Raw genomic sequence first — 20,222 nt, 5'->3', positions numbered from 1 at the left:
AATAAGCATCCATAATATAGCCTATCCGGTGATGCCGGGTGGAGCATTGTCCGCCATCGCTCAAGTTGCAGCGTTACTTACAGGTGAACGCGAACAGATATCGTCCTTGCGGCTATACATGATTATTCACCGCTCAAGGCTACCCAATGATTGTGTTTATTTACCCAATGCAGATCGTACGCTGATTTCCCATCGCTAGTCAGCCCCTGCTGGCATCGCTATTCATCAGTTTAACGCTATCTCATTCGCTGGCAGCCAGCCTGCGGGATGAAGCGCTTTTGTCTATGCTGAACGTCAGTATCAGACAACATAATTTACCATCCGGTAGCGAACCTGCGCGCTACCGCTACCTAATAGAAAAAAGGAAAAGAGGATGAGTTCACTCCCGGTTATGGTGCTGTTCGGGCTGTCATTCCCCCCCGTATTTTTTGTCCTGCTGGTGTCATTGACTCTGTTTTTTGTCGTGAACCGCCTGCTGCAACCGACGGGTATCTATGACTTCGTCTGGCATCCGGCGCTGTTTAACAGCGCGCTGTTCTGCTGTTTGTTCTATTTACTCTTCCGTTACGGTCTGTGAGGCGTCTGTGAAAGCGTTCTTTTTAACCTTATTTAGACAGCAGGCCGTGCTGATCAAAAAAATGAGCCGCGTAGCGATTACGCTGGTGATTGTGCTGTGCGCGATTGTCGCCATTTTCCGTGTCTGGGCGTTTTATACCGAATCGCCTTGGACGCGCGATGCCAAATTTACGGCGGATGTTGTCGCGATTGCACCGGACGTCAGTGGGTTGTTGAGCGATGTTCGCGTCACGGACAATCAACTGGTGAACAAAGGGGATGTGCTGTTTGTTATCGACCAGCCGCGCTACCATCAGGCTGTCGCGCAGGCGGAAGCGGATGTCGCCTACTATCAGGCACTGGTAACGGAAAAACGCCGGGAATCAGGGCGTCGGGCGCGACTGGGTATCAGTGCGATGTCGCAGGAAAATATCGATCAGTCCAGTAATGCCCTGGAAACCGCCACGCACCAGCTTGCTAAAGCGCAGGCGGTATTGTCACTGGCGCAACTGGAGCTGGAACGCACCGTGGTACGCGCCCCTGCTGACGGTTGGGTGACCAACCTGCATGTGCAGAGCGGTGAGTTCATCGAACGCGGCAATACGGCGGTAGCGCTGGTGAAGAAGGATTCGTTCTACCTGCTGGCGTACATGGAAGAAACCAAGCTTGAAGGGGTTCGCCGCGGCTATCGTGCAGAAATCACGCCGTTGGGCAGTGAAAAGATATTTTATGGCACGGTGGATAGCGTAGCGGCTGGCGTGAATAACAGCAGCAGCAGCGCGAACAATAAAGGTTTGGCTAACGTGGATTCTAATCTGGAGTGGGTACGTCTGGCGCAGCGTGTGCCGGTAAAAATTCGCCTCGATCGCCAAATGGGCGACCTCTATCCAGCTGGCACGACGGCAACGGTGGTGATCACGGGTGAACAGGTCAACAATGACAAAAAACCGTCGCCGCTTATTCGTCTCCTGTATCGCCTGCGTGAGTTTGGTTAAGTGAGGCGACGATGAAAACTCCGTCGTTGACAGGCCCCGTGTTCTTTACGACACCGAAGTTTGCGCGCTTGCGTTTTGCTTTCAAACTGAGTTTTGCGATCGTGCTGTCCCTATTTCTGGGGTTCCATCTCCAGTTGGAAACCCCGCGCTGGTCGGTGCTGACGGCGGCGATTGTCGCGGCCGGCCCGGCATTTGCCGCAGGCGGTGAGCCGTTTTCCGGCGCGATTCGCCATCGTGGCATGCTGCGTGTCGTCGGCACGTTTATCGGCTGTATCGGCGCACTTATCATCATTATTGCCACCGTTCGCGCACCGGTTGTGATGCTGATGCTGTGCTGTATTTGGGCTGGCCTCTGCACCTGGGTTTCCTCACTGGTTAAAGTCGAAAATGCCTATGTGTTCGGGCTGGCGGGCTATACCACGCTGATTATTATTGTATCGACGCAGGGAACGCCGCTGCTGACGCCGCAGTTTGCCGTGGAGCGCTGTAGCGAGATTGTATTGGGTATCGTCTGCGCCATTCTGGCGGATTTACTGTTCTCGCCGCGTTCGATCAAGCAGGACGTTGACCGCAGCATGGGTGAGCTGCTGGTGGATCAATATCGGTTATTGCAACTCAGCATGAGCGGGGCGGAGAAAGAAACCATCGATGCGGCATGGCACGCTCTGGTGCGTAAAACGACCGCGCTAAGCGGCATGCGCAGCAGCCTGATGCTGGAATCCTCGCGCTGGCAGAACAGTAATCGCCGCTTAACGTCGCTGCATACGCAATCACTTACGATGATTACCCAAGCGTGTGAAACCTATCTGGTTTTGCAGGATGCTCCAACCCCTGTGAAAAGCAGCCTGAAACTGGTGTTGGATCAGCCTGTTGAGTCATTTCGCGATGTGCATTGCCGTGTGAAAGCATTGCGCCATCTGATTGCGGCTGATAGCCGTGATGTGCCGCCTACACTGGTCAGTTGGGTAGGCGCTGCGACGCGCTATCTGCTATTGGCAAAAGGGGTGCAGACCAACGGGCGTATCACGACGATTGAAGCCGATGTGCTGAACAGCGAGGTGGAAATTAAAGCGCCATCAGCCGAAACCCATCATGCCATGATCAACGGCTTACGTACCGGCGTGGCGACGGCGCTGGGCTGCCTGTTCTGGCTGAGCACCGGCTGGACCTCTGGCAGCGTGTGTATGGTGATGATTGCGGTGGTTACGTCGCTTGCCATGCGTTTACCGAATCCACAGATGATGGCGAAGGATTTTCTTTTCGGGACGATCTACGCGCTGCCGCTGGGGGCGCTGATGTTCATGTTTATTATGCCGTCAACGCAGCAAAGTATGCTGCTGCTGTGCCTGAGCCTGGGGGCGATGGCTTTCTTTCTCGGGCTTGAAGTACAAAAGCGTCGGCTCGGTTCGCTGGGCGCATTAGCCAGTACGATCAATATCTTGGTGTTGGACAACCCGATGACGTTCCACATCAGCCAATTTCTGGACAGCGCGATCGGGCAGATCATCGGTTGTTTTCTGGCGTTGATGGTGATCCTGCTGATCCGAGATAACACCAAGGCGCATACGGGGAGAACGCTGCTGAACCGTTTTGTGTATGGCGCGGTTTCAGCGCTGACGACCAACACGACGCGGCGCAAGGAAAACCACCTGCCTGCGCTGTATCAACAGTTGTTCCTGTTGCTTAACCGCTTCCCTGACGATATTGCCAAGTATCGTCTCGCACTGTGGCTGATCATCATGCACCAGCGTCTGAGAACGCTGGATATTCCACAAAACGCGGCACTCTCTGCCTTTCATCGCCAGATTCGGGCGACGGCGGAGCAGGTGATTTTGGCCCGACGCGACACCACGCGCAGCCGCTATTTCACGCAGCTGTTAGGCGAGCTTGAACGCTATCAGCAGATGCTGACGGAACAGCAGCTCCCCACGAGCGTCACTGCGCCGGTGGGGCGATTGACCGGTATCCTGCGTGATTATCAGCATGCGCTGAGTAACTAAGCTCAGTAGACAAGGCAGAGTGACAACCCTCACGATTAATCCGAGAGTACCGCAGTCTGCGTTCATCACTCCTATACTGAATTATCTATAGCTTCCCTCGTAACGTCATGGGATATGACCATTTTCAGGAGGTAACACGATGTCAGGACAAAATTTGCAGGATCATGAACTGTTCAAAACGGGCTACTTTGCGGCGGGAAAATGGCAGCAAGGCGCATCCACCTTCGAGGTAGTGAATCCGGCGACGGGTGAGACTATTGCCAGCGTAGCAAAAGCGGGGAAGAAAGAGACGCAGGCGGCGATTGACGCTGCCTATGCCGCCTTTCCCGCCTGGAAGCGTAAAACTGCGAAGGAACGTTCTGAAATTCTGTATCGCTGGTACGAGCTGATTCTGGAGAATAAGCGCTATCTGGCGGAGCTGATGACTGCCGAACAGGGCAAGCCAGTGCAGGAGGCTGAAGGTGAAGTCGTCTATGCGGCGAGTTTCATTCAGTGGTTTGCTGAGCAGGGCAAGCGGGCTAACGGTGAGATTATTCCATCTGCGAAACCCGGATCGAAGATTTATGCCACGCGTGAACCCGTTGGCGTCGTTGTTGCCATTACACCGTGGAATTTCCCGCTGGCGATGCTGACACGTAAGCTGGGGCCGGCGCTGGCCGCAGGGTGTACTGGCGTCATCAAACCCGCTAACAACACGCCGCTTTCTGCGTTTGCGCTGTTGGCGCTGGCGCAGCAGGCGGGTGTGCCGGATGGGGTACTTAACGGCGTGGCGGGCGATACGCAGGCGATCAGCGATACCGTCATGGCAAGCGATAAAGTACGCAAAATTTCTTTCACCGGCTCAACGGAAGTCGGGAAAACGCTGGTGCGCAACGCCGCGGACACTATGAAGAAAGTGTCGATGGAGCTGGGTGGGAACGCGCCTTATATCGTGTTTGACGATGCGGATATTCAGGCCGCAGTAAAAGGTGCGATTGCTAACCGTTTCCGTAACGCAGGTCAGGTTTGCGTCAGTGCCAACCGGTTTTATATTCAGGATGGTGTCTACGATGAGTTTGTCTCTCTGCTCGCGAAAGAAGTGAAAAAGCTTAAGGTCGGTAACGGCATGGATGACGGCGTTGTACTGGGGCCGTTAATTGATGATGCGGCTGTCGAGAAGGTAGAGAAGCACGTCAATGATGCGGTGGAAAAAGGCGGTAAGGCACTGGTCGGTGGTCAACGGCACAAGCTGGGCCACAGCTTCTTTGAGCCGACGGTGATTGTTGATGCCAATGAAGCGATGTTGCTTGCGCAGGAAGAAACGTTTGGTCCGGTCGCTCCATGTTTCCGCTTCAAAACGGAAGAAGAGGTGATTGAGCGTGCGAATAATACGCCGTTTGGCTTGGCAGCCTACTTCTACAGCCAGAATTTGCAGTGTGTATTCCGCGTGGCAGAAGCACTTGAGAGCGGTATGGTGGGTATTAACGAATGCGCGGTTTCAACCGAACTGGCGCCATTTGGCGGTGTGAAAGAGTCAGGATTAGGTCGCGAAGGCTCGGTTCTGGGACTGGATGAGTTTCTGGAAGTAAAAACCTGGCATCTGGGCGGATTGTAATGTGACTGGACATAGCGATCTGGAGTGATAATGCGTCCGAAGCCAGTCATGTGCGGGATGAGTGAGTCATACTCCTCATCCCGCTCTTGCCATTAGTCTGTGGTTTCAGCCAGTTCGCGCAGATACTGGAAGATCTGGCGGGCGGATTTCGGCGGTTTATTCGCCGCTTTCTCTTTTTGCGCGTTGCGCACCAGAGAACGCAACTGCTGGCGGTCTGCATGGGGATACAGTGCCAGAATATCGGGAACCACGTCGTCACCCTCTTCAATCAGACGGTCACGCAGCTGTTCCAGTTTGTGGAATAACGCCACCTGCTGGTTATGACGGTTGTTCAGCTTATCCAGCGCGGTTTGGATTGGTTCTGGATCGCGGGCGCGCAGCATTTTACCAATCAGTTGGAGCTGACGGCGTCGGCCTTCTTTCTTGATCCGTTGCGCCAGTTCCACGGCTGCACGCAGATCGTCATCCAGCGGGATCTTTTCCAGGGCGTTTTTACCCAGATCGACCAGTTCCGCACCGAGATCTTTCAGCGCTTCGGCATCGCGCTTTATTTCGCTTTTGCTGACCCAGATAATTTCATCATCTTCGTCGTCTTCTTGATTATCCGGGACGTCATTCAGCCAGTCTTCGTACTTTTGCTTCATGGTTGGCTCCTAAAAAGTGTCCAGGAGCAATGTCTAACGCTACGCGTAGGGGCTCCGGGATGGTGAACAGCGTGCCCACCAGAAAAAAAGAGGCTGATACTAACAGGTTTGGGCTTTGTGCGAAATTGTCCGTAGATCCTGTTAGACTAGAAAGCATTATGCTACACCATTTTATGCTCGTCATACTTCAAGTTGCATGTGCGTTGGCTGCGTTCAGTCACCCGAATCACTTACTTGAGTAAGCTCATCGGGATTCCTTCGCTTGCCGCCTTCCTGAAACTTGAATTATTTAGAGCATATTTCTCTCTACTCATATTTTTCGAGTGGGGATGATGATGGTGAGCTTTCTTCCACTCATTATGGCAGAACAATGACGATAACTACTCAGGTTGCAGAGCAGCGTAAAGCGCTGGAGCTCGCGGTTGCTCAGGCGCTGGAACTGGCGCGTGCCGGTTCTGATGCGGCAGAAGTCGCGGTGACAAAAACGACAGGCATTAGCGTCAGTACCCGCTATGGTGACGTTGAAAATGTTGAATTCAATAGCGATGGTGCGCTGGGCATCACGGTTTATCATCAACAGCGTAAAGGCAGCGCATCGTCTACCGATCTCAGCCCAGATGCGATAGCGCGCACCGTACAAGCCGCGCTGGATATTGCGCGCTATACCTCTGTCGATCCTTTTGCTGGCCCGGCGGATCGCGATCTTCTGGCGTTTGACGCGCCGGATCTGGATCTGTTCCATCCGACCGAGTTGGATGCGGATCGTGGCATTGAGTTAGCCGCTCGCGCAGAACAGGCCGCATTACAGGCTGACAAGCGTATCACCAACACCGAAGGCGGCAGTTTTAACAGTCATTATGGCGTTAAGGTGTTCGGCAATAGCCACGGTCTTCTAAAAAGCTACTGCTCCAGCCGTCATTCCATGTCCAGCTGCGTGATTGCCGAAGTGAATGGCGATATGGAGCGGGATTATGCCTACACCGTTGGCCGTGCGCTGGATGATTTGCTTAGCCCTGAATGGGTGGGCGAAGAGTGCGCGCGCCGCACGTTATCCCGTCTGTCACCGCGTAAACTGCCAACCATGCAGGCGCCGGTAATGTTCTCTGCCGAAGTAGCGACAGGCCTGTTTGGCCATTTGGTTGGCGCTATCAGCGGCGGCAGCGTTTATCGTAAATCGACCTTCCTGCTGGACAAACTGGGTCAACAGATTCTGCCAGAGTGGCTGACGATTGAGGAACAGCCGCACTTACTCAAAGGGCTGGCTTCTACACCGTTCGACAGCGAAGGCGTACGGACTCAGGCGCGCGAGATTGTGAAAGCAGGGGTCTTGCAGACCTGGCTGATGACGAGCTACTCCGCACGTAAATTGGGAATGAAGAGCACCGGTCATGCGGGGGGTATTCATAACTGGCGGATTGCCGGACAAGGCCTGGATTTCAACGGTATGCTGAAACAGATGGGCAAAGGCCTGCTGGTGACCGAACTGATGGGGCAGGGCGTGAGCGGTGTGACGGGGGATTATTCCCGCGGGGCATCCGGCTTCTGGGTCGAAAACGGCGAAATTCAGTATCCGGTCAGTGAGATTACGATCGCGGGTAACCTGAAAGACATGCTGCGCAATATTGTGACGGTGGGGAACGATATCGAAACCCGAAGCAATATCCAGTGTGGTTCCGTGTTGTTGCCTGACATGAAGATCGCAGGGGAATAATGGCGCCGCGCGTTGGGGATGGAGTCCCGGCTCTAGTTGTGCCGTTGTGTTCTATCCTGGAATGCATCACGGTACGGGCCTGATCTTTCAGGCGTACCGTGATGTGATGCCTGTCTTCCTGTTAAAATGAAATGCGCTAAATAGCAGATTTTACGCGCGCGATGTGGCAATTAGCTATAAATGCGGTGCTTGTGTAAATTCTGTTCTCCCCATTACTTTGATTTGTTATTTTTTAAAGCGATTGTTTAGAGCCTGCATTATTTCGTAATGAACGGTAATGGCTTTAAGTCCGCCTGATTATTTCTCTCAGTTTGGATTTATATGGCCATGATGAACTCGCTAATATCGGCTGGGTAATATCCGGACGGGCTTTACCGTGGGGGCTGTAAACAGCGCTGGAGCGAAATTAACGTGTTGTTTCTTCATAAGGATATGGATTATGTCAGGAAAGACAGCTGTTCCCCAACCTCCCATCAAACCGGTCATTGGCAATTTGGCTGATGTGGATCCCCGTAATAGCATCGACAGTTTAATGAAATTAGCAAAAACATACGGCCCATTCTTTAAAATGCGAATTTTTAGCGATGAGTTTTATGTTGCCTCCTCTCAGGAACTCGTGAACGAGCTGAGTGATGAAAGTCTCTTTGAGAAAAAGTTAAGTGCAGAATTACTCGAATTACGTTATCTAGGCGGTGATGGACTTTTTACGGCTCATACTCATGAGCCTAATTGGGGTAAGGCGCATCGAATTTTGATGCCAGCATTAGGCCCGCTCGGTGTTCGCTCGATGTTCGATAAGATGCTGGATATTTCAGAGCAGATGTTTTTGCGTTGGGAGCGTTTTGGCCCCGATGTCGATATTGATGTTGCTGATAATATGACCCGGCTAACGCTGGATACGATCGCTCTCTGTGGGTTCGATTATCGCTTCAATAGCTTCTACCGTGATGATTTGCTGCCTTTCGTGAAAGCAATAGTCGGTTCGCTTAAAGAGGCCGGTTTACGTGTGCGCCGACCTGGAATCGTGAACAAATTGATGATTCCTAGCACTCGCCAATACCGGACAGATAAAGCGCTGATGTATTCAGTGGTAGAGCAACTGATCGCGGCGAGAAAAATGGATCCGAAGGCGAGTGAAAAAAACGATCTGCTCAATCGCATGTTGAATGGCGTCGATCCGCAAACCGGGGAAAAACTGTCTGATGAGAATATTGCTCATCAGATGTTGACGTTTTTGGTTGCGGGTCATGAAACCACCAGCGGTATGCTTTCTTTTACTATTTATTTTTTGTTGAAAAATCCAGACGTTCTGAATAAAGCGCGGGCTATCGTTGATGAGGTTCTTGGGGATGAAATACCCCGTATTGAGCACCTTGCTCAGCTACGCTATCTGGAACAGATACTGATGGAAAGTTTGCGTATGTGGCCTACTGCCGGTGGCCACGTCGTGAGTCCCATACAGGATACGATATTGGCGGGTAAATACCACCTTACTCCAAAAGATTCGATCGTCATCCTTCAACCGCAGCTTCATCGTGATGTCAAAGCATGGGGGGATGATGCCAACCTGTTCAAACCAGAGCGATTCGGGCCAGATAATGCAGAGAATTTGCTGCCAAATTCCTGGCAGCCCTTTGGCGCCGGCAAACGCGCCTGCATTGGAAGAATGTTTGCTATGCAGGAAGCACAGCTTGTACTGGCAATGATGTTGCAGCGTTTTGATTTTGAACTGAGTGATCCTTCCTATGAGCTGAAGATTATCGAACGTTTGACGATTAAACCCGATAACTTGAAAATCCGCATTCGGGTGCGTAAACCGTCAAAAACGCTGGTACGAGGTGTCACGCCCAAAGAGACCTCAAACAAGATGGTCGTGATGCCTGTGGCCAAGGCACAGCACCATCAGGATCTTATCCCCTTATTGGTGCTGCATGGCGGCAATACCGGATCTTCAGAAGCATTCGCTAACCGTATCGCGGCTGATGCACAGAGATACGGTTTTGCCTCTACGCTCGCAGCGCTGGATGATTATGCTGAGAAGTTACCGCAAACCGGTGCACTCATTGTTGTCACTGCCTCTTATGAAGGGATGCCGCCGAACAATGCACGCCATTTTGTCCCTTGGGTTGAGGGACTGGCGGATGATGCACTGTCAGGGTTGAAATTCAGCGTATTTGGTTGTGGTAACTTACAATGGGTGCGTACCTATCAGGCGATACCCAAGCGAGTGGATCTCGCACTTGAACATGCAGGGGGGCAGCGTATCCATGAGCGAGGCGTTGCCGATTCTGGTGGGGATTTTTTCGGCAATTTTGACGACTGGTGCACCAAACTCTGGCCTGCGCTGACAACGGCATTCGGTAGACAGGGAGCCGTGGCTGAGGGCACAGCTGAACTCGAACTGGAATTTGTTCATACCGATCGCGTCAGTACATTACAGATTCCCGATATGGGACGTGGGGTTGTGGTTGAAAATCGAGAACTTGTCGACATGACATCACCTTTCGCACGTTCAAAAAGGCATATTGAAATCAGGTTGCCGGAAGGGATGGCATACCGAGCGGGAGATTATCTTGCCGTATTGCCGAGAAACTCAGATGATCAGATAGATCGCGTATTACGGCGTTTTGGTCTGTCACCCGATATGATGCTTGTCATTAATCAAGCTCCCGATGTCACGGGGCTGCCGATTGGACAACCCATTAGCTGTGCAGAGTTGTTGGGAAACTATGTTGAGCTGTCGCAACCGGCTACGCGGGCACAGGTCGCAGCATTGGCGGCGGCAACACGCTGCCCGCCAGAAAAAATGGAGCTTGAAAAACTGGCCACGGAGCATTACGAGAATGACGTGCTGGCACCGCGTTTGAGCGTGCTGGATCTACTTTATCGCTTCCAATCTTGTCCGACTGATTTTCGTCGCTACCTTACAATGCTGCCATCTATTAAAGCACGGCAGTACTCAATATCATCATCGCCAGCATGGAAACCGGACCACGTTACGCTTACTGTCGCGGTCGTCGATTCGCCAGCGTTATCCGGTATAGGCCGTTACAAAGGCGTCGCTTCCAACTACCTTGCTTCTCTGAAACCTGACGATCGTATCGCCATTGTGGTACGCCCTTCTAGCCCGTTTTTCCATTTACCGGATGATCCTTCGATACCGATTATTTTGATCGGTGCAGGTTCAGGTATAGCGCCATTTCGTGGTTTTCTACAGGAACGTGCATTGCAGCAGGCGGCCGGAGTGAAGGTTGGTCCGGCGCTATTGTTTTTTGGCACAGGCCATCCCGATGTCGATTATCTCTATCGCGATGAGCTTGCTGCCTGGGAGAAAAGTCATATTGTGACGGTGTTGCCTGCATTTTCCCATCAGCCTGATGGGGAGGTTACCTTCGTTCAGCATCGCGTTTGGGCTGACAGGGAGCGTATTAAGACGCTCTTTTGCAACGGCGGTTCTCTCTTTGTTTGCGGGGATGGTTTGCGGATGGTCCCTGAGGTACGAGACATGCTGCTCCGTATTTACCGCGAAGCGACAGGGAGTAACGAAACGGAAGCCATGCTCTGGGCTGATAAACTTGAGCGGGAGCAAGGGAGGTATGTGGTTGATATGTTCATCTGAGGTAAACTGTGGTAACGGGGATAATCCCGTTTCCGAACGACCATATGTCGCTGAAGTAGAAAGTATTTAGCAGGAGCCGCCGTCAGCATTGTCCGACGGCGGTTACGCTATGCCGGTATTGGCATCGTACCTCGCTAATTTAGCGGTGGTACTCGCCCGCGGCTTCAGGCTGATAGAGTAGTTCCAATACTTCAATTCGCGTTTCTTCACCGTTTGGCAACTGCCAGGTGATAGCATTTCCCACATGCATTCCCAATAGTGCCGCGCCCAGCGGAGCCATCACCGACAGCGGTTCTTGGCTGTCCTTCACCGCGGCTGGATAAACCAGCGTGCGGATGTGCTCTTCGTTGGTATTCAGATCGCGGAAACGCACCCGACTATTCATGGTGACGACATGTGAGGGAATCGATGCTGAAGGCAGAATTTCCGCCCGATCCAGTTCCTCATTCAACGCCTGTGCGATATCGCTGTCCGCAAAGGCGGGCTGCTCCAATAACATATCCAGACGTTCTGCATCCAATTCACTGATTGTCAGGTTAGGTTTCGTCATACTCCTCTCCAGTTGGTATTTTTAGATGATATAAAAATAACCCCCGCGCCCAAAGGAGCAGGGGGTATAAGAAAATATTATGATTTATGTAGGTAGATAGTAGGAGGTTCGGAAGGGAAAGTGAAGCGATCCTTGTCACGAAGGCTGGCAGATAGCCTGCTAAGGAAATCGCTAGTCTTCGTCGAACCCGGCTTCGAACAGCCCGATGACGGCGGCAAGCGCCTGTGCTTCATCCGGGCCAGTGGCTTCCACCTCGATGAGCCGCCCTTTGGCGGAGTCCAGCATCAGCATGGCAATCACGCTGCTGGCTTCGGCTTCGGTGCCGCTGTCATTGCGCAGTATCACTTCTGCATCAAAGCTCTGCACCAGCTCGAACAGCTTCATGGCTGGGCGAGCGTGCATGCCCAGCTTGTTTTTGATTTCAACCGTTTGCCGGACTGTCATGGGTTACCTGGCTGTACTGGTTTGCCGACTATTACGAGGGTTTACGCTTTTCCAGCGTACGATGGCGTGACTGGACGTTCTTACCGCGTGAGCGGAAGTAGTCTGCCAACTGCTCGGCGACGTAGACGGAACGGTGTTTACCGCCGGTACAGCCAATGGCGACAGTCAGATAGCTGCGGTTATTGGTTTCCAGCATTGGCAGCCACAGTTCCAGATAGCTGCGGGTCTGGTAGATGAAATTGTGAACTTCGGTATGCCTGTCGAGGAAGGACGCAACGGGCTTATCCAGACCTGTCATCGGGCGCAGTTTCGGATCCCAGTGCGGGTTCGGCAGGAAACGTACGTCAAAGACGTAATCCGCATCGATGGGAATACCGTGCTTGAAGCCGAACGATTCGAACACCATCGTAAGTTCACGTTCTCGCTTGCCGAGCAGTCGGGTACGCAGCATCTCAGCCAGTTCATGCACCGACATCTCTGAGGTATCGATAATCAGGTCAGCGCGTGAGCGCAGCGGCTCCAGCAGATCGCTTTCTTCATCAATGGCGCTTTCCAGAGACAGATTCTTGCTGGAGAGCGGATGCAGGCGACGAGTATCGCTATAGCGGCGGATCAACGTATTGCGATCGGCATCCAGAAACAGCAATTGAGGCGAGAAGCTAGGTGGCAGTTGCTCCATGGCATGCTCGAAGATCTCTGGCGACTCCGGCATATTACGCACATCAATGCTGACTGCTGCGGAAATGTTACGTGCCGCAAGCGTATTAGCCAGCTCCGGCAGTAGAACCACTGGCAGGTTATCTACGCAGTAGAACCCCATATCTTCCAGTGCGCGCAGGGCGACAGATTTCCCTGAACCTGAGCGACCACTGACAATCATCAGCACCATCTGACGACTCCCCTCTGGCAACGTGATGGCGAATTCTCATTGCCACTGTTTTTATAAAGTGATGTATAGCTAAAAAAATGACGGCTTCGCGCACGGATTGCAAGCATTCTCTGAACGTGACGCGAGTCACCCGCCATCGTGAGCATGACGATCGTCCGGCTTAACCGGCTTCCGTCATAATCTGGTACAGCTCTTCATCGCTTTGCGCCGCACGCAGGCGTCGGCAAACCGTTTTATCCGCCAGCCGCTTGGCAACAAGCGACAGGGTATGCAAATGGGTTTTACATTGTTCCGCCGGAACCAGCAAGGCAAAAAGCAGATCAACGGCCTGATTATCAATGGCATCGAAAGCAATAGGTTGCTCTAACTGGATGAAAACACCGATGGCGCCCAGTGCATTATCGTCCTCCAGCTTGCCATGAGGAATGGCAATGCCGCCGCCGATTCCCGTGCTGCCCATCCGCTCCCGGGTCAGGATGGCATCAAAGATAATCTGCGAAGGAATATTAAGCTGCCTGGCGGCCAGCTCGCTGATAATTTCCAATGCCCGTTTCTTACTCTGGCAGTGGACGGTGCTTCGGGTGCACTCAGGACGTAATACGGTGCTGAGTTGCAATACGGGATCGTGGTTCATTTTATTTTCACTTAACGACGCTTTCACTTCTGGTGATCCCGACCCATCCGATGGATGGGGCGAGTTTGTTCCTTTGCCAAACGGCAAAGGAGAAAATTAATGCTGCTTGAGTTTATCTTTATGCTTATTGAGCTGTCTCGCCAGCTTATCAATCAATAAATCTATCGCGGCGTACATATCCTCCGCTTCTGAGGTCGCATGCAGCTCGCCGCCATTAACGTGGATCGTGGCCTCGGCAATTTGCTGAACTTTTTCCACTCTCAATACCACATTGACCTGATTAATCCGGTCAAAATACTGCTCTAATTTGGCAAACTTGCCATTCACAAAATCACGCAGCGGTTCAGTGATCTCGATGTGGTGTCCGGTAATGTTGAGCTGCATAGTGTCTTCCTTCTCTGTTGAGATCAAATCAGTTGTTTACGCTGATTTGATGGTGGGATAGATAAAGACTCTCGGTATTTTGCAACGGTACGGCGCGCCACGATGATGCCCTGATCGGAAAGCAACGCCGTCAGTTTGCTATCGCTTAGTGGCTTCACGGGGTTTTCCGCCGCAATAAGCTTCTTCACCAGCGCGCGGATGGCCGTTGACGAGGCTTCTCCGCCGCTATCGGTATTCACATGGCTGGAGAAGAAATATTTTAGCTCAAAAATGCCGCGTGGACTGTGCAGGAACTTCTGTGTCGTGACGCGTGAGATGGTGGATTCATGCATATCCACCGCCTGAGCGATGTCTGCCAGTACCATGGGCTTCATGAATTCTTCACCCTGCTCGAAGAAATCCTGCTGCTGTTCGACGATGCAACGGGTTACTTTCAGCAGCGTGTCATTGCGACTTTCCAGACTCTTGATGAGCCAGCGCGCTTCTTGCAGGTTGCTACGGATAAATTGCCCGTCGCTGTCGTTGCGTGCGCTGTTGCCCAGTGCCGCATACTGCTGGTTAATCTGCAGGCGGGGAATGCTGTCGGTGTTCAGTTCAACGGCCCATATGCCTTGAACTTTTCGTACCAGCACGTCAGGGATCACGTATTCGGATTCGCCGGTGTTGATCGACTGCCCCGGACGTGGATCGAGCGATTGGATCAACGCTAGTGCTTCTTTCAGCACCTCTTCTTTCAAACGAGTCACGCGGATCAGGCTGCGGAAATCATGATTGGCTAACAGATCGAGGTGATCGCTGACGATCAGGCGAGCTTCGGCCAGACGTGGGGTGCTATCGGCGAATTGGGAAAGCTGTACCAGCAGACAATCACGCAGATCGCGGGCAGCGACGCCAACGGGATCAAAGCGTTGTACGCGTTTGAGTACGGCTTCGACTTCTTCCAATGTCACGTCGTCATCGCCGATGCTGTCAAGAATGTCCTCTAGCGGAACGGTCAGGTAGCCGGTGTTGTCCACGGCATCGACGATAGAGGTCGCGATGGCCGCGTCGGTATCTGAAAACGGCGTCAGCTCAACCTGCCACATCAGGTAATCCTGAAGTGTTTGCGTGGTTTCACCTTGATAAATTGGCAGTTCTTCATCGCGATAGTCGGTGCCCGTGCCCGATGGCGTGCCTGCGGAGTAGATCTCATCCCAGGTGGCATCGATCGGCAATTCTTCCGGCATGTCCCTTTGTTCAAGGGCTTCACCGGTATCCAGTGAATCGCTGTCTGCCTTTTCAAATGACTCGATTTCGTCGTGCTGATCCGTTTGTTCGAGCAACGGATTGCTTTCCAGCGCCTGCTGAATTTCCTGTTGCAATTCAAGCGTGGACAGTTGCAACAGGCGGATGGCCTGTTGGAGCTGTGGGGTCATGGCCAGTTGCTGGCTAAGCCTGAGTTGCAAACCTTGCTTCATAAATCGCGCTAACGTCCCATAAGTACTGCAAAGATAAAATATTACCCTATCAGAGTCGGAAGCCTTCGCCCAGATAGACGCGCTTCACCTGTTCATCGGCCAGAATATCGGTCGGCGAACCGTGGGCGATCAGGTTGCCCTGACTCACGATGTAGGCTCGTTCACAGACATCGAGCGTTTCGCGGACGTTATGATCGGTAATCAACACGCCAAGTCCGCTGTCACGCAGATGCTCAATGATTTTTTTAATATCCAGTACGGAGATCGGGTCTACGCCCGCAAACGGTTCATCCAGCAGGATGAACTTCGGATTCGCTGCCAGCGCACGCGCAATCTCTACGCGGCGTCTTTCCCCACCGGACAGCGATTGTCCCAGACTATCGCGCAAATGAATAATATGGAATTCTTCCATTAACTCATTGGCACGATCTTCTTGCTGCTCGGTCGTCAGATCTTTACGGATCTGTAACACGGCCATCAGGTTGTCATAGACGCTTAAGCGACGAAAAATAGAGGCTTCCTGCGGCAGATAGCCGATGCCGCGCAGCGCACGTTCATGCAAAGGAAGCAGGCTGATGTCGTCGTCGTCAATGACAATACGCCCTTCATCACGCGGGACGATACCCACAACCATGTAGAACGTTGTCGTTTTGCCAGCACCGTTCGGCCCGAGCAGGCCGACGATTTCACCGGAATTGACGGTCAGGCTGACATTTTCGACGACCTTACGGCCTTTGTACGCCTTGGCCAGATTTTCTGCGGTTAATGTTGCCATAACTTACTCAGTGACCCGTGGTTGCGGTTGTTGAGAACGAGAAGGCTGGCTCTTGTTCTCTTTATCTTGAAGCTGAGAGGGAACCAATACCGTCGTTACGCGCTTTCCTTTTTCGCTGGTCGCTTCCATCTGCTGCTGTTTCACCAGATAAGTGATGCGATCGCCTTTGACATTGCTATCCTGCTGTTCCAGATAGGCATTGCCTGTCAGCACCAGAAGGTCTTTGGCCAGCTCGTAGCGGATTTTCTGCGCGTGACCTTTCACCGGTTTGCCGTTGTCCTGCATCTGATAGAACGTCACAGGGTTACCGTAGCCTTCTACCACTTCACTGCCTTGCGTGCCTTGTGGGCGTGTCACGACGACCTTGTCGGCTTTCACTTCAATCGTCCCTTGTTTCACGACAACATTGCCGGTGAACGTCACCGTATTGCCCTGCATGTCCAGAGATTGCTGTGCTGAATCAATGCGAATAGGTTGGTTGCTATCGCCCGTGACGGCAAAGGCGGAAACGCTGACGGCAAACAGCGAGCTGGCGATCAGGGTGTTACGCATCAGGTTATTGGTTTTGGATTTCATAAGAGGTTTTTACCTTTTCGATCAACTCGGCCGTTTTATTACGCAGGTTTCCGCGCATTTTCATTCCGCTTGAGGTAAAGCTGGTCCCGTACAGGGTGACTTCATCATCGGATGAAACGTCCTGCGTCACCAGATTCACCTGGGCATTATTCGTTGTGATGCGCTGAAGCTGTGCGTCTTTCGTCAGGCTATTCACCTCGACGTGGCCGTACAGATAGAGCATCTTGTCTTTTGTCAGCTTGGCGCGGTCGGCGCGTACTGACCAGGTTGCCGTCCCCTGTTCGTTGAACAGAGTGGCAACGGGGGCGGTAAACCAACTCAACTGCTCGTCGTTGAAATATTCCGCTTTTTCCGAAATCAGTCGGTAACTCAGCTTACCCGCAGGGCTGTATACCTGGGTGTTGGTCTTTTCGCTGGTATAAACCGGTACGGCGGGGTCGTTTGCATCCGGTGCCGCTACCGTGTCGTCATCCGCAATATTCCAGCCGATAAGGATAAGCACCAACAGGGCCAGAAAAGCGGTGAGCCAACGTTTGGTTTTACTCATATTGACAACCCTTTGGCATGCTCCAGCTTGTCCTGCGAGAACAGAATCAAATCACACAGCTCACGTACTGCGCCACGCCCTCCCGCAATGCGGGTGACATAATCTGCGCGTGGTAACAACAGCGGGTGGGCGTCAGCCACGGCGACGCTCAACCCGACCTGTGCCATCACCGGCCAGTCGATCATATCGTCGCCGATATACGCGACCTGATTTGCCGTTACTGATAGTTTATCCAACAGATCGTTGAAGGCCAAAACCTTATCCGATTGCCCCTGATAAAGATGGTTAATGCCCAGTGTTTTACACCGATCTTCCAGCAGTTTTGCCGAGCGCCCGGTGATGATGGCAACCTCAATGCCAGATGTCAGCAAGCAGCGAATGCCATAGCCGTCGCGGACGTTAAAGGCTTTCAGCTCTTCGCCGTGGTTGCCCATATAAATCAGACCATCGGACATCACGCCGTCAACGTCGCAGATTAACAGGCGAACTTCACGGGCTTTATCCAGTACCTGTTGATCGACTGGCCCATAGCAGGTATCGGTTTGCGCCCTGACTTCACTCATTCACAATTATCCTTTCTTTTAAACCACGCCAGCCCGCAGCATATCGTGCATATGGACGATCCCGACCAGACGATCGTTTTCTGCCACCAGCACTGAGGTGATGTGGCGTGACTGCATCAGGTTAAGTGCATCCACCGCCAGCGTTTGCGGTGCGACCCGGATGCCGCCCGCGGTCATCACATCAGCAATGCGCGCGCTGTTCAAGTCAATATTCATGTCGAAGATGCGGCGCAGGTCACCATCGGTAAAGATGCCCTGAATTTTCATATCCGCCTCGCAGATTACCGTCATACCCAGATTTTTGCGCGTAATTTCCACCAGTGCATCACGGAGTGAAGCATCGTGTGGGACATGCGGAATCTCGTCGCCTGAATGCATGATATCGCTGACGCGCAGTAAAAGTTTGCGGCCGAGTGCGCCACCAGGGTGAGAAAGGGCAAAATCTTCGGCGGTAAAGCCGCGCGCCTGTAGCAATGCCACGGCCAGCGCATCTCCCATGACCAACGTCGCGGTCGTGCTGGAAGTGGGAGCCAGACCGAGCGGGCAGGCTTCCTGCGGGACGTGCACGCACAGGTGAATATCCGCCGCTTTACCCATTGTACTTTCTGGCGCGCTGGTCATGCAGATCAGGAACACTTTCTGACGTTTCAGGACGGGAATCAGCGACAGAATCTCATGGGACTCGCCAGAGTTGGAAATGGCGATCACGATATCGTGCGGCGTTACCATACCGAGGTCGCCGTGGCTGGCTTCGCCTGGGTGAACAAAAAAAGCAGGCGTACCGGTACTGGCGAAAGTCGCGGCCATCTTGCAGCCAATGTGACCGGATTTGCCCATTCCCATCACCACAACTTTGCCTTGGCAATCGAATATCTTTTTACAGGCGAGGGTAAAATTATCATCAATGTACTGATCTAATTGCGCAAGCCCATCGCGTTCGATGCTTATTACCTGCTTACCCGCCTGCTGGAAGTCGAAATCGGCTGGCAGTTCATGAGACTTTTGTCGCGTATGATCGGCTTGTGGTGCGTGATCGGCTTGTGTTGCATGATCGGATAGTGCACGGTCAGACTGCTGTTTTAGATGAGCATCTTGTTCAAACTGTGACATACCAATAGTCCTGATTATGATGAAAAACGGAACAGCTTAATTATGAAAAACAGTTTCTTATGAAAAAAAGAACAACACCGTCAGGTAGGCGATAAACGCGCAGCATAATAATGCGCCCGCGCCCTGCCCGATACGGCGTTTTTTGCTGAGGCACAGTGCGGTCAACAGCACGCTCGCCGCCAGCATGACCCAATAGTCGCGCTGAAAAACCTGAGGATTCAGTGCGCCCGGCGAGAGCAGCGCGGGGACGCCCAGCACAATCGCGATATTAAAAATGTTCGAGCCAATCAGGTTGCCTAGCGCAATATCATCTTCTTTCTTCAACGTCCCGACGATAGCGGTAGCAAGCTCGGGCAGGCTGGTGCCGATAGCCAATATCGTCAGTCCAATGGTCAATTCGCTGACATCGAAGTAGCGTGCAATGACGGTGGCGTTATCCACCACCATGCGGGCAGCCATGGGTAAAATAATCATGCCAAGAATCAGCCACAGTACGGCGACCATCTGGTTACTGTCGTCCTGTGGGAGTTCCGCCAGCTGTTCGCGGGTCAGGCTATCGCCGCCTTCCCGCTGCGCCTGTTGTGCCATGCGAAGTATTAACACCAGGCAGAGAATGGCGGCAAAGAGCAGCATCATGCCGTCGGCGCGGCTCAAGTAGCTATCATGCAGCAAAACGCCACACAATAAAGTGACCGACAACATGAGCGGCAATTCTCGGCGCAGGATAGCTGAATGTACTGTCAGCGGTCGAATGAGCGCTGCGCTGCCGAGAATGAGTAAGATATTGGCGATATTAGAACCGATAACATTACCAACGGCCATATCGTTCTGATCGTTCAAGGCGGCGGTAACGGAAACGATCAGCTCGGGTAGAGAGGTGCCGAAGCCCACAATCGTGATACCGATGACGAAAGGCGGTAAGCCAAGGGAACGCGCAAGCACGGCAGCGCCATAGACAAGACGGTCGGCACCGTAGACCAGTAGTAGCAAACCAACGAACAAGAGTAGTGTTGCAAAAAGCATGCAGCGTCCTTTAATAGGATATAATCACTGGCTTGTTGTCGAATAAGTCAGCATTTCTGGACGAATTTCGCACAAAAAGCATTTTTCTGTGATGAGTGCTAATTCTGACGGTGCTAGGCGAAAAAGTAAAACCTGTCGCGATAAGTAAAACC

At 52.6% G+C, this 20,222-nt stretch carries 19 protein-coding genes; 6 read left to right on the top strand and 13 right to left on the bottom strand.

The annotated features are described in order from the left end of the window. Positions 1–373: 373 nt before the first annotated feature. The 4 genes from aaeX to I2D83_RS20540 all read left to right on the top strand — a co-directional run bounded on the left by aaeX (position 374) and on the right by I2D83_RS20540 (position 5,144). Positions 374–577, top strand: coding sequence for a p-hydroxybenzoic acid efflux pump operon protein AaeX (aaeX, locus tag I2D83_RS20555; protein ID WP_005975424.1), 204 nt, complete (start codon positions 374–376; stop codon positions 575–577). Between the two features lie 7 nt (positions 578–584). Further along, positions 585–1,550: a p-hydroxybenzoic acid efflux pump subunit AaeA gene (aaeA, locus tag I2D83_RS20550; RefSeq protein ID WP_180778493.1), complete on the top strand. Its 966-nt coding sequence runs from the start codon at positions 585–587 to the stop codon at positions 1,548–1,550. Positions 1,551–1,561: 11 nt separating this feature from the next. Beyond that, positions 1,562–3,550, top strand: a complete 1,989-nt coding sequence (gene aaeB, locus I2D83_RS20545) for a p-hydroxybenzoic acid efflux pump subunit AaeB (protein WP_181848360.1) — start codon at positions 1,562–1,564, stop codon at positions 3,548–3,550. A 139-nt stretch (positions 3,551–3,689) separates the two neighbouring features. Beyond that, positions 3,690–5,144: an NAD-dependent succinate-semialdehyde dehydrogenase gene (locus tag I2D83_RS20540; protein ID WP_205947225.1), complete on the top strand. Its 1,455-nt coding sequence runs from the start codon at positions 3,690–3,692 to the stop codon at positions 5,142–5,144. 92 nt (positions 5,145–5,236) lie between these two features. Here the strand turns inward: I2D83_RS20540 and yjgA are convergent, their stop codons facing one another. Next, the gene (gene yjgA, locus I2D83_RS20535; protein ID WP_012772989.1) at positions 5,237–5,788 is read right to left on the bottom strand and encodes a ribosome biogenesis factor YjgA; all 552 of its coding nucleotides are present in this window, start codon (positions 5,786–5,788) and stop codon (positions 5,237–5,239) included. A gap of 370 nt (positions 5,789–6,158) precedes the next feature. Here yjgA and pmbA point away from each other — a divergent pair, with 370 nt between their 5' ends. Then, positions 6,159–7,499 (top strand): metalloprotease PmbA, encoded by a 1,341-nt coding sequence (pmbA, locus tag I2D83_RS20530; protein ID WP_012772990.1) that lies wholly within the window; start codon positions 6,159–6,161, stop codon positions 7,497–7,499. A gap of 439 nt (positions 7,500–7,938) precedes the next feature. Then, entirely contained in the window at positions 7,939–11,118 is a 3,180-nt protein-coding gene (locus tag I2D83_RS20525; protein ID WP_205947224.1) for a bifunctional cytochrome P450/NADPH--P450 reductase, read from the top strand. A 139-nt stretch (positions 11,119–11,257) separates the two neighbouring features. On the opposite strand, the gene rnk is transcribed toward I2D83_RS20525, so the two are convergent. The 12 genes from rnk to I2D83_RS20465 form a co-directional block, all read right to left on the bottom strand. Then, positions 11,258–11,668 (bottom strand): nucleoside diphosphate kinase regulator, encoded by a 411-nt coding sequence (gene rnk / locus I2D83_RS20520; RefSeq protein ID WP_012772992.1) that lies wholly within the window; start codon positions 11,666–11,668, stop codon positions 11,258–11,260. Between the two features lie 171 nt (positions 11,669–11,839). Continuing rightward, positions 11,840–12,112 (bottom strand): PTS phosphocarrier protein NPr, encoded by a 273-nt coding sequence (gene npr / locus I2D83_RS20515; RefSeq protein WP_012772993.1) that lies wholly within the window; start codon positions 12,110–12,112, stop codon positions 11,840–11,842. Between the two features lie 31 nt (positions 12,113–12,143). After that, positions 12,144–13,001 carry an RNase adapter RapZ gene (rapZ, locus tag I2D83_RS20510; RefSeq protein ID WP_010296630.1) on the bottom strand — a complete coding sequence of 286 codons (858 nt, stop codon included), beginning with the start codon at positions 12,999–13,001 and terminating at the stop codon, positions 12,144–12,146. A 160-nt stretch (positions 13,002–13,161) separates the two neighbouring features. After that, positions 13,162–13,635, bottom strand: coding sequence for a PTS IIA-like nitrogen regulatory protein PtsN (ptsN, locus tag I2D83_RS20505; protein WP_039279069.1), 474 nt, complete (start codon positions 13,633–13,635; stop codon positions 13,162–13,164). A 96-nt stretch (positions 13,636–13,731) separates the two neighbouring features. After that, on the bottom strand, positions 13,732–14,019 hold the full coding sequence (gene hpf, locus I2D83_RS20500) for a ribosome hibernation promoting factor (RefSeq protein ID WP_012772995.1): 288 nt from the start codon (positions 14,017–14,019) through the stop codon (positions 13,732–13,734). A gap of 23 nt (positions 14,020–14,042) precedes the next feature. After that, positions 14,043–15,476 (bottom strand): RNA polymerase factor sigma-54, encoded by a 1,434-nt coding sequence (rpoN, locus tag I2D83_RS20495; RefSeq protein WP_012772996.1) that lies wholly within the window; start codon positions 15,474–15,476, stop codon positions 14,043–14,045. A gap of 49 nt (positions 15,477–15,525) precedes the next feature. Continuing rightward, positions 15,526–16,251, bottom strand: coding sequence for an LPS export ABC transporter ATP-binding protein (gene lptB / locus I2D83_RS20490; protein WP_010296638.1), 726 nt, complete (start codon positions 16,249–16,251; stop codon positions 15,526–15,528). Between the two features lie 3 nt (positions 16,252–16,254). Next, entirely contained in the window at positions 16,255–16,827 is a 573-nt protein-coding gene (lptA, locus tag I2D83_RS20485; protein ID WP_012772997.1) for a lipopolysaccharide ABC transporter substrate-binding protein LptA, read from the bottom strand. Next, positions 16,808–17,374: an LPS export ABC transporter periplasmic protein LptC gene (gene lptC, locus I2D83_RS20480; RefSeq protein WP_012772998.1), complete on the bottom strand. Its 567-nt coding sequence runs from the start codon at positions 17,372–17,374 to the stop codon at positions 16,808–16,810. The genes lptA and lptC overlap by 20 nt, the downstream gene beginning before the upstream one ends. After that, positions 17,371–17,937 (bottom strand): 3-deoxy-manno-octulosonate-8-phosphatase KdsC, encoded by a 567-nt coding sequence (gene kdsC, locus I2D83_RS20475; RefSeq protein WP_012772999.1) that lies wholly within the window; start codon positions 17,935–17,937, stop codon positions 17,371–17,373. The genes lptC and kdsC overlap by 4 nt, the downstream gene beginning before the upstream one ends. Positions 17,938–17,955: 18 nt before the next feature. Then, a complete protein-coding gene (gene kdsD / locus I2D83_RS20470) occupies positions 17,956–19,047 on the bottom strand; it encodes an arabinose-5-phosphate isomerase KdsD (protein WP_012773000.1) in 1,092 nt (363 codons plus the stop codon). Between the two features lie 57 nt (positions 19,048–19,104). After that, positions 19,105–20,070 carry a calcium/sodium antiporter gene (locus I2D83_RS20465; protein WP_180778488.1) on the bottom strand — a complete coding sequence of 322 codons (966 nt, stop codon included), beginning with the start codon at positions 20,068–20,070 and terminating at the stop codon, positions 19,105–19,107. Positions 20,071–20,222: the final 152 nt, after the last annotated feature.

The organism is Pectobacterium aroidearum (assembly GCF_015689195.1).
Taxonomy (GTDB): domain Bacteria; phylum Pseudomonadota; class Gammaproteobacteria; order Enterobacterales; family Enterobacteriaceae; genus Pectobacterium; species Pectobacterium aroidearum.
This window is presented reverse-complemented; position numbering and strand designations above follow the sequence as displayed.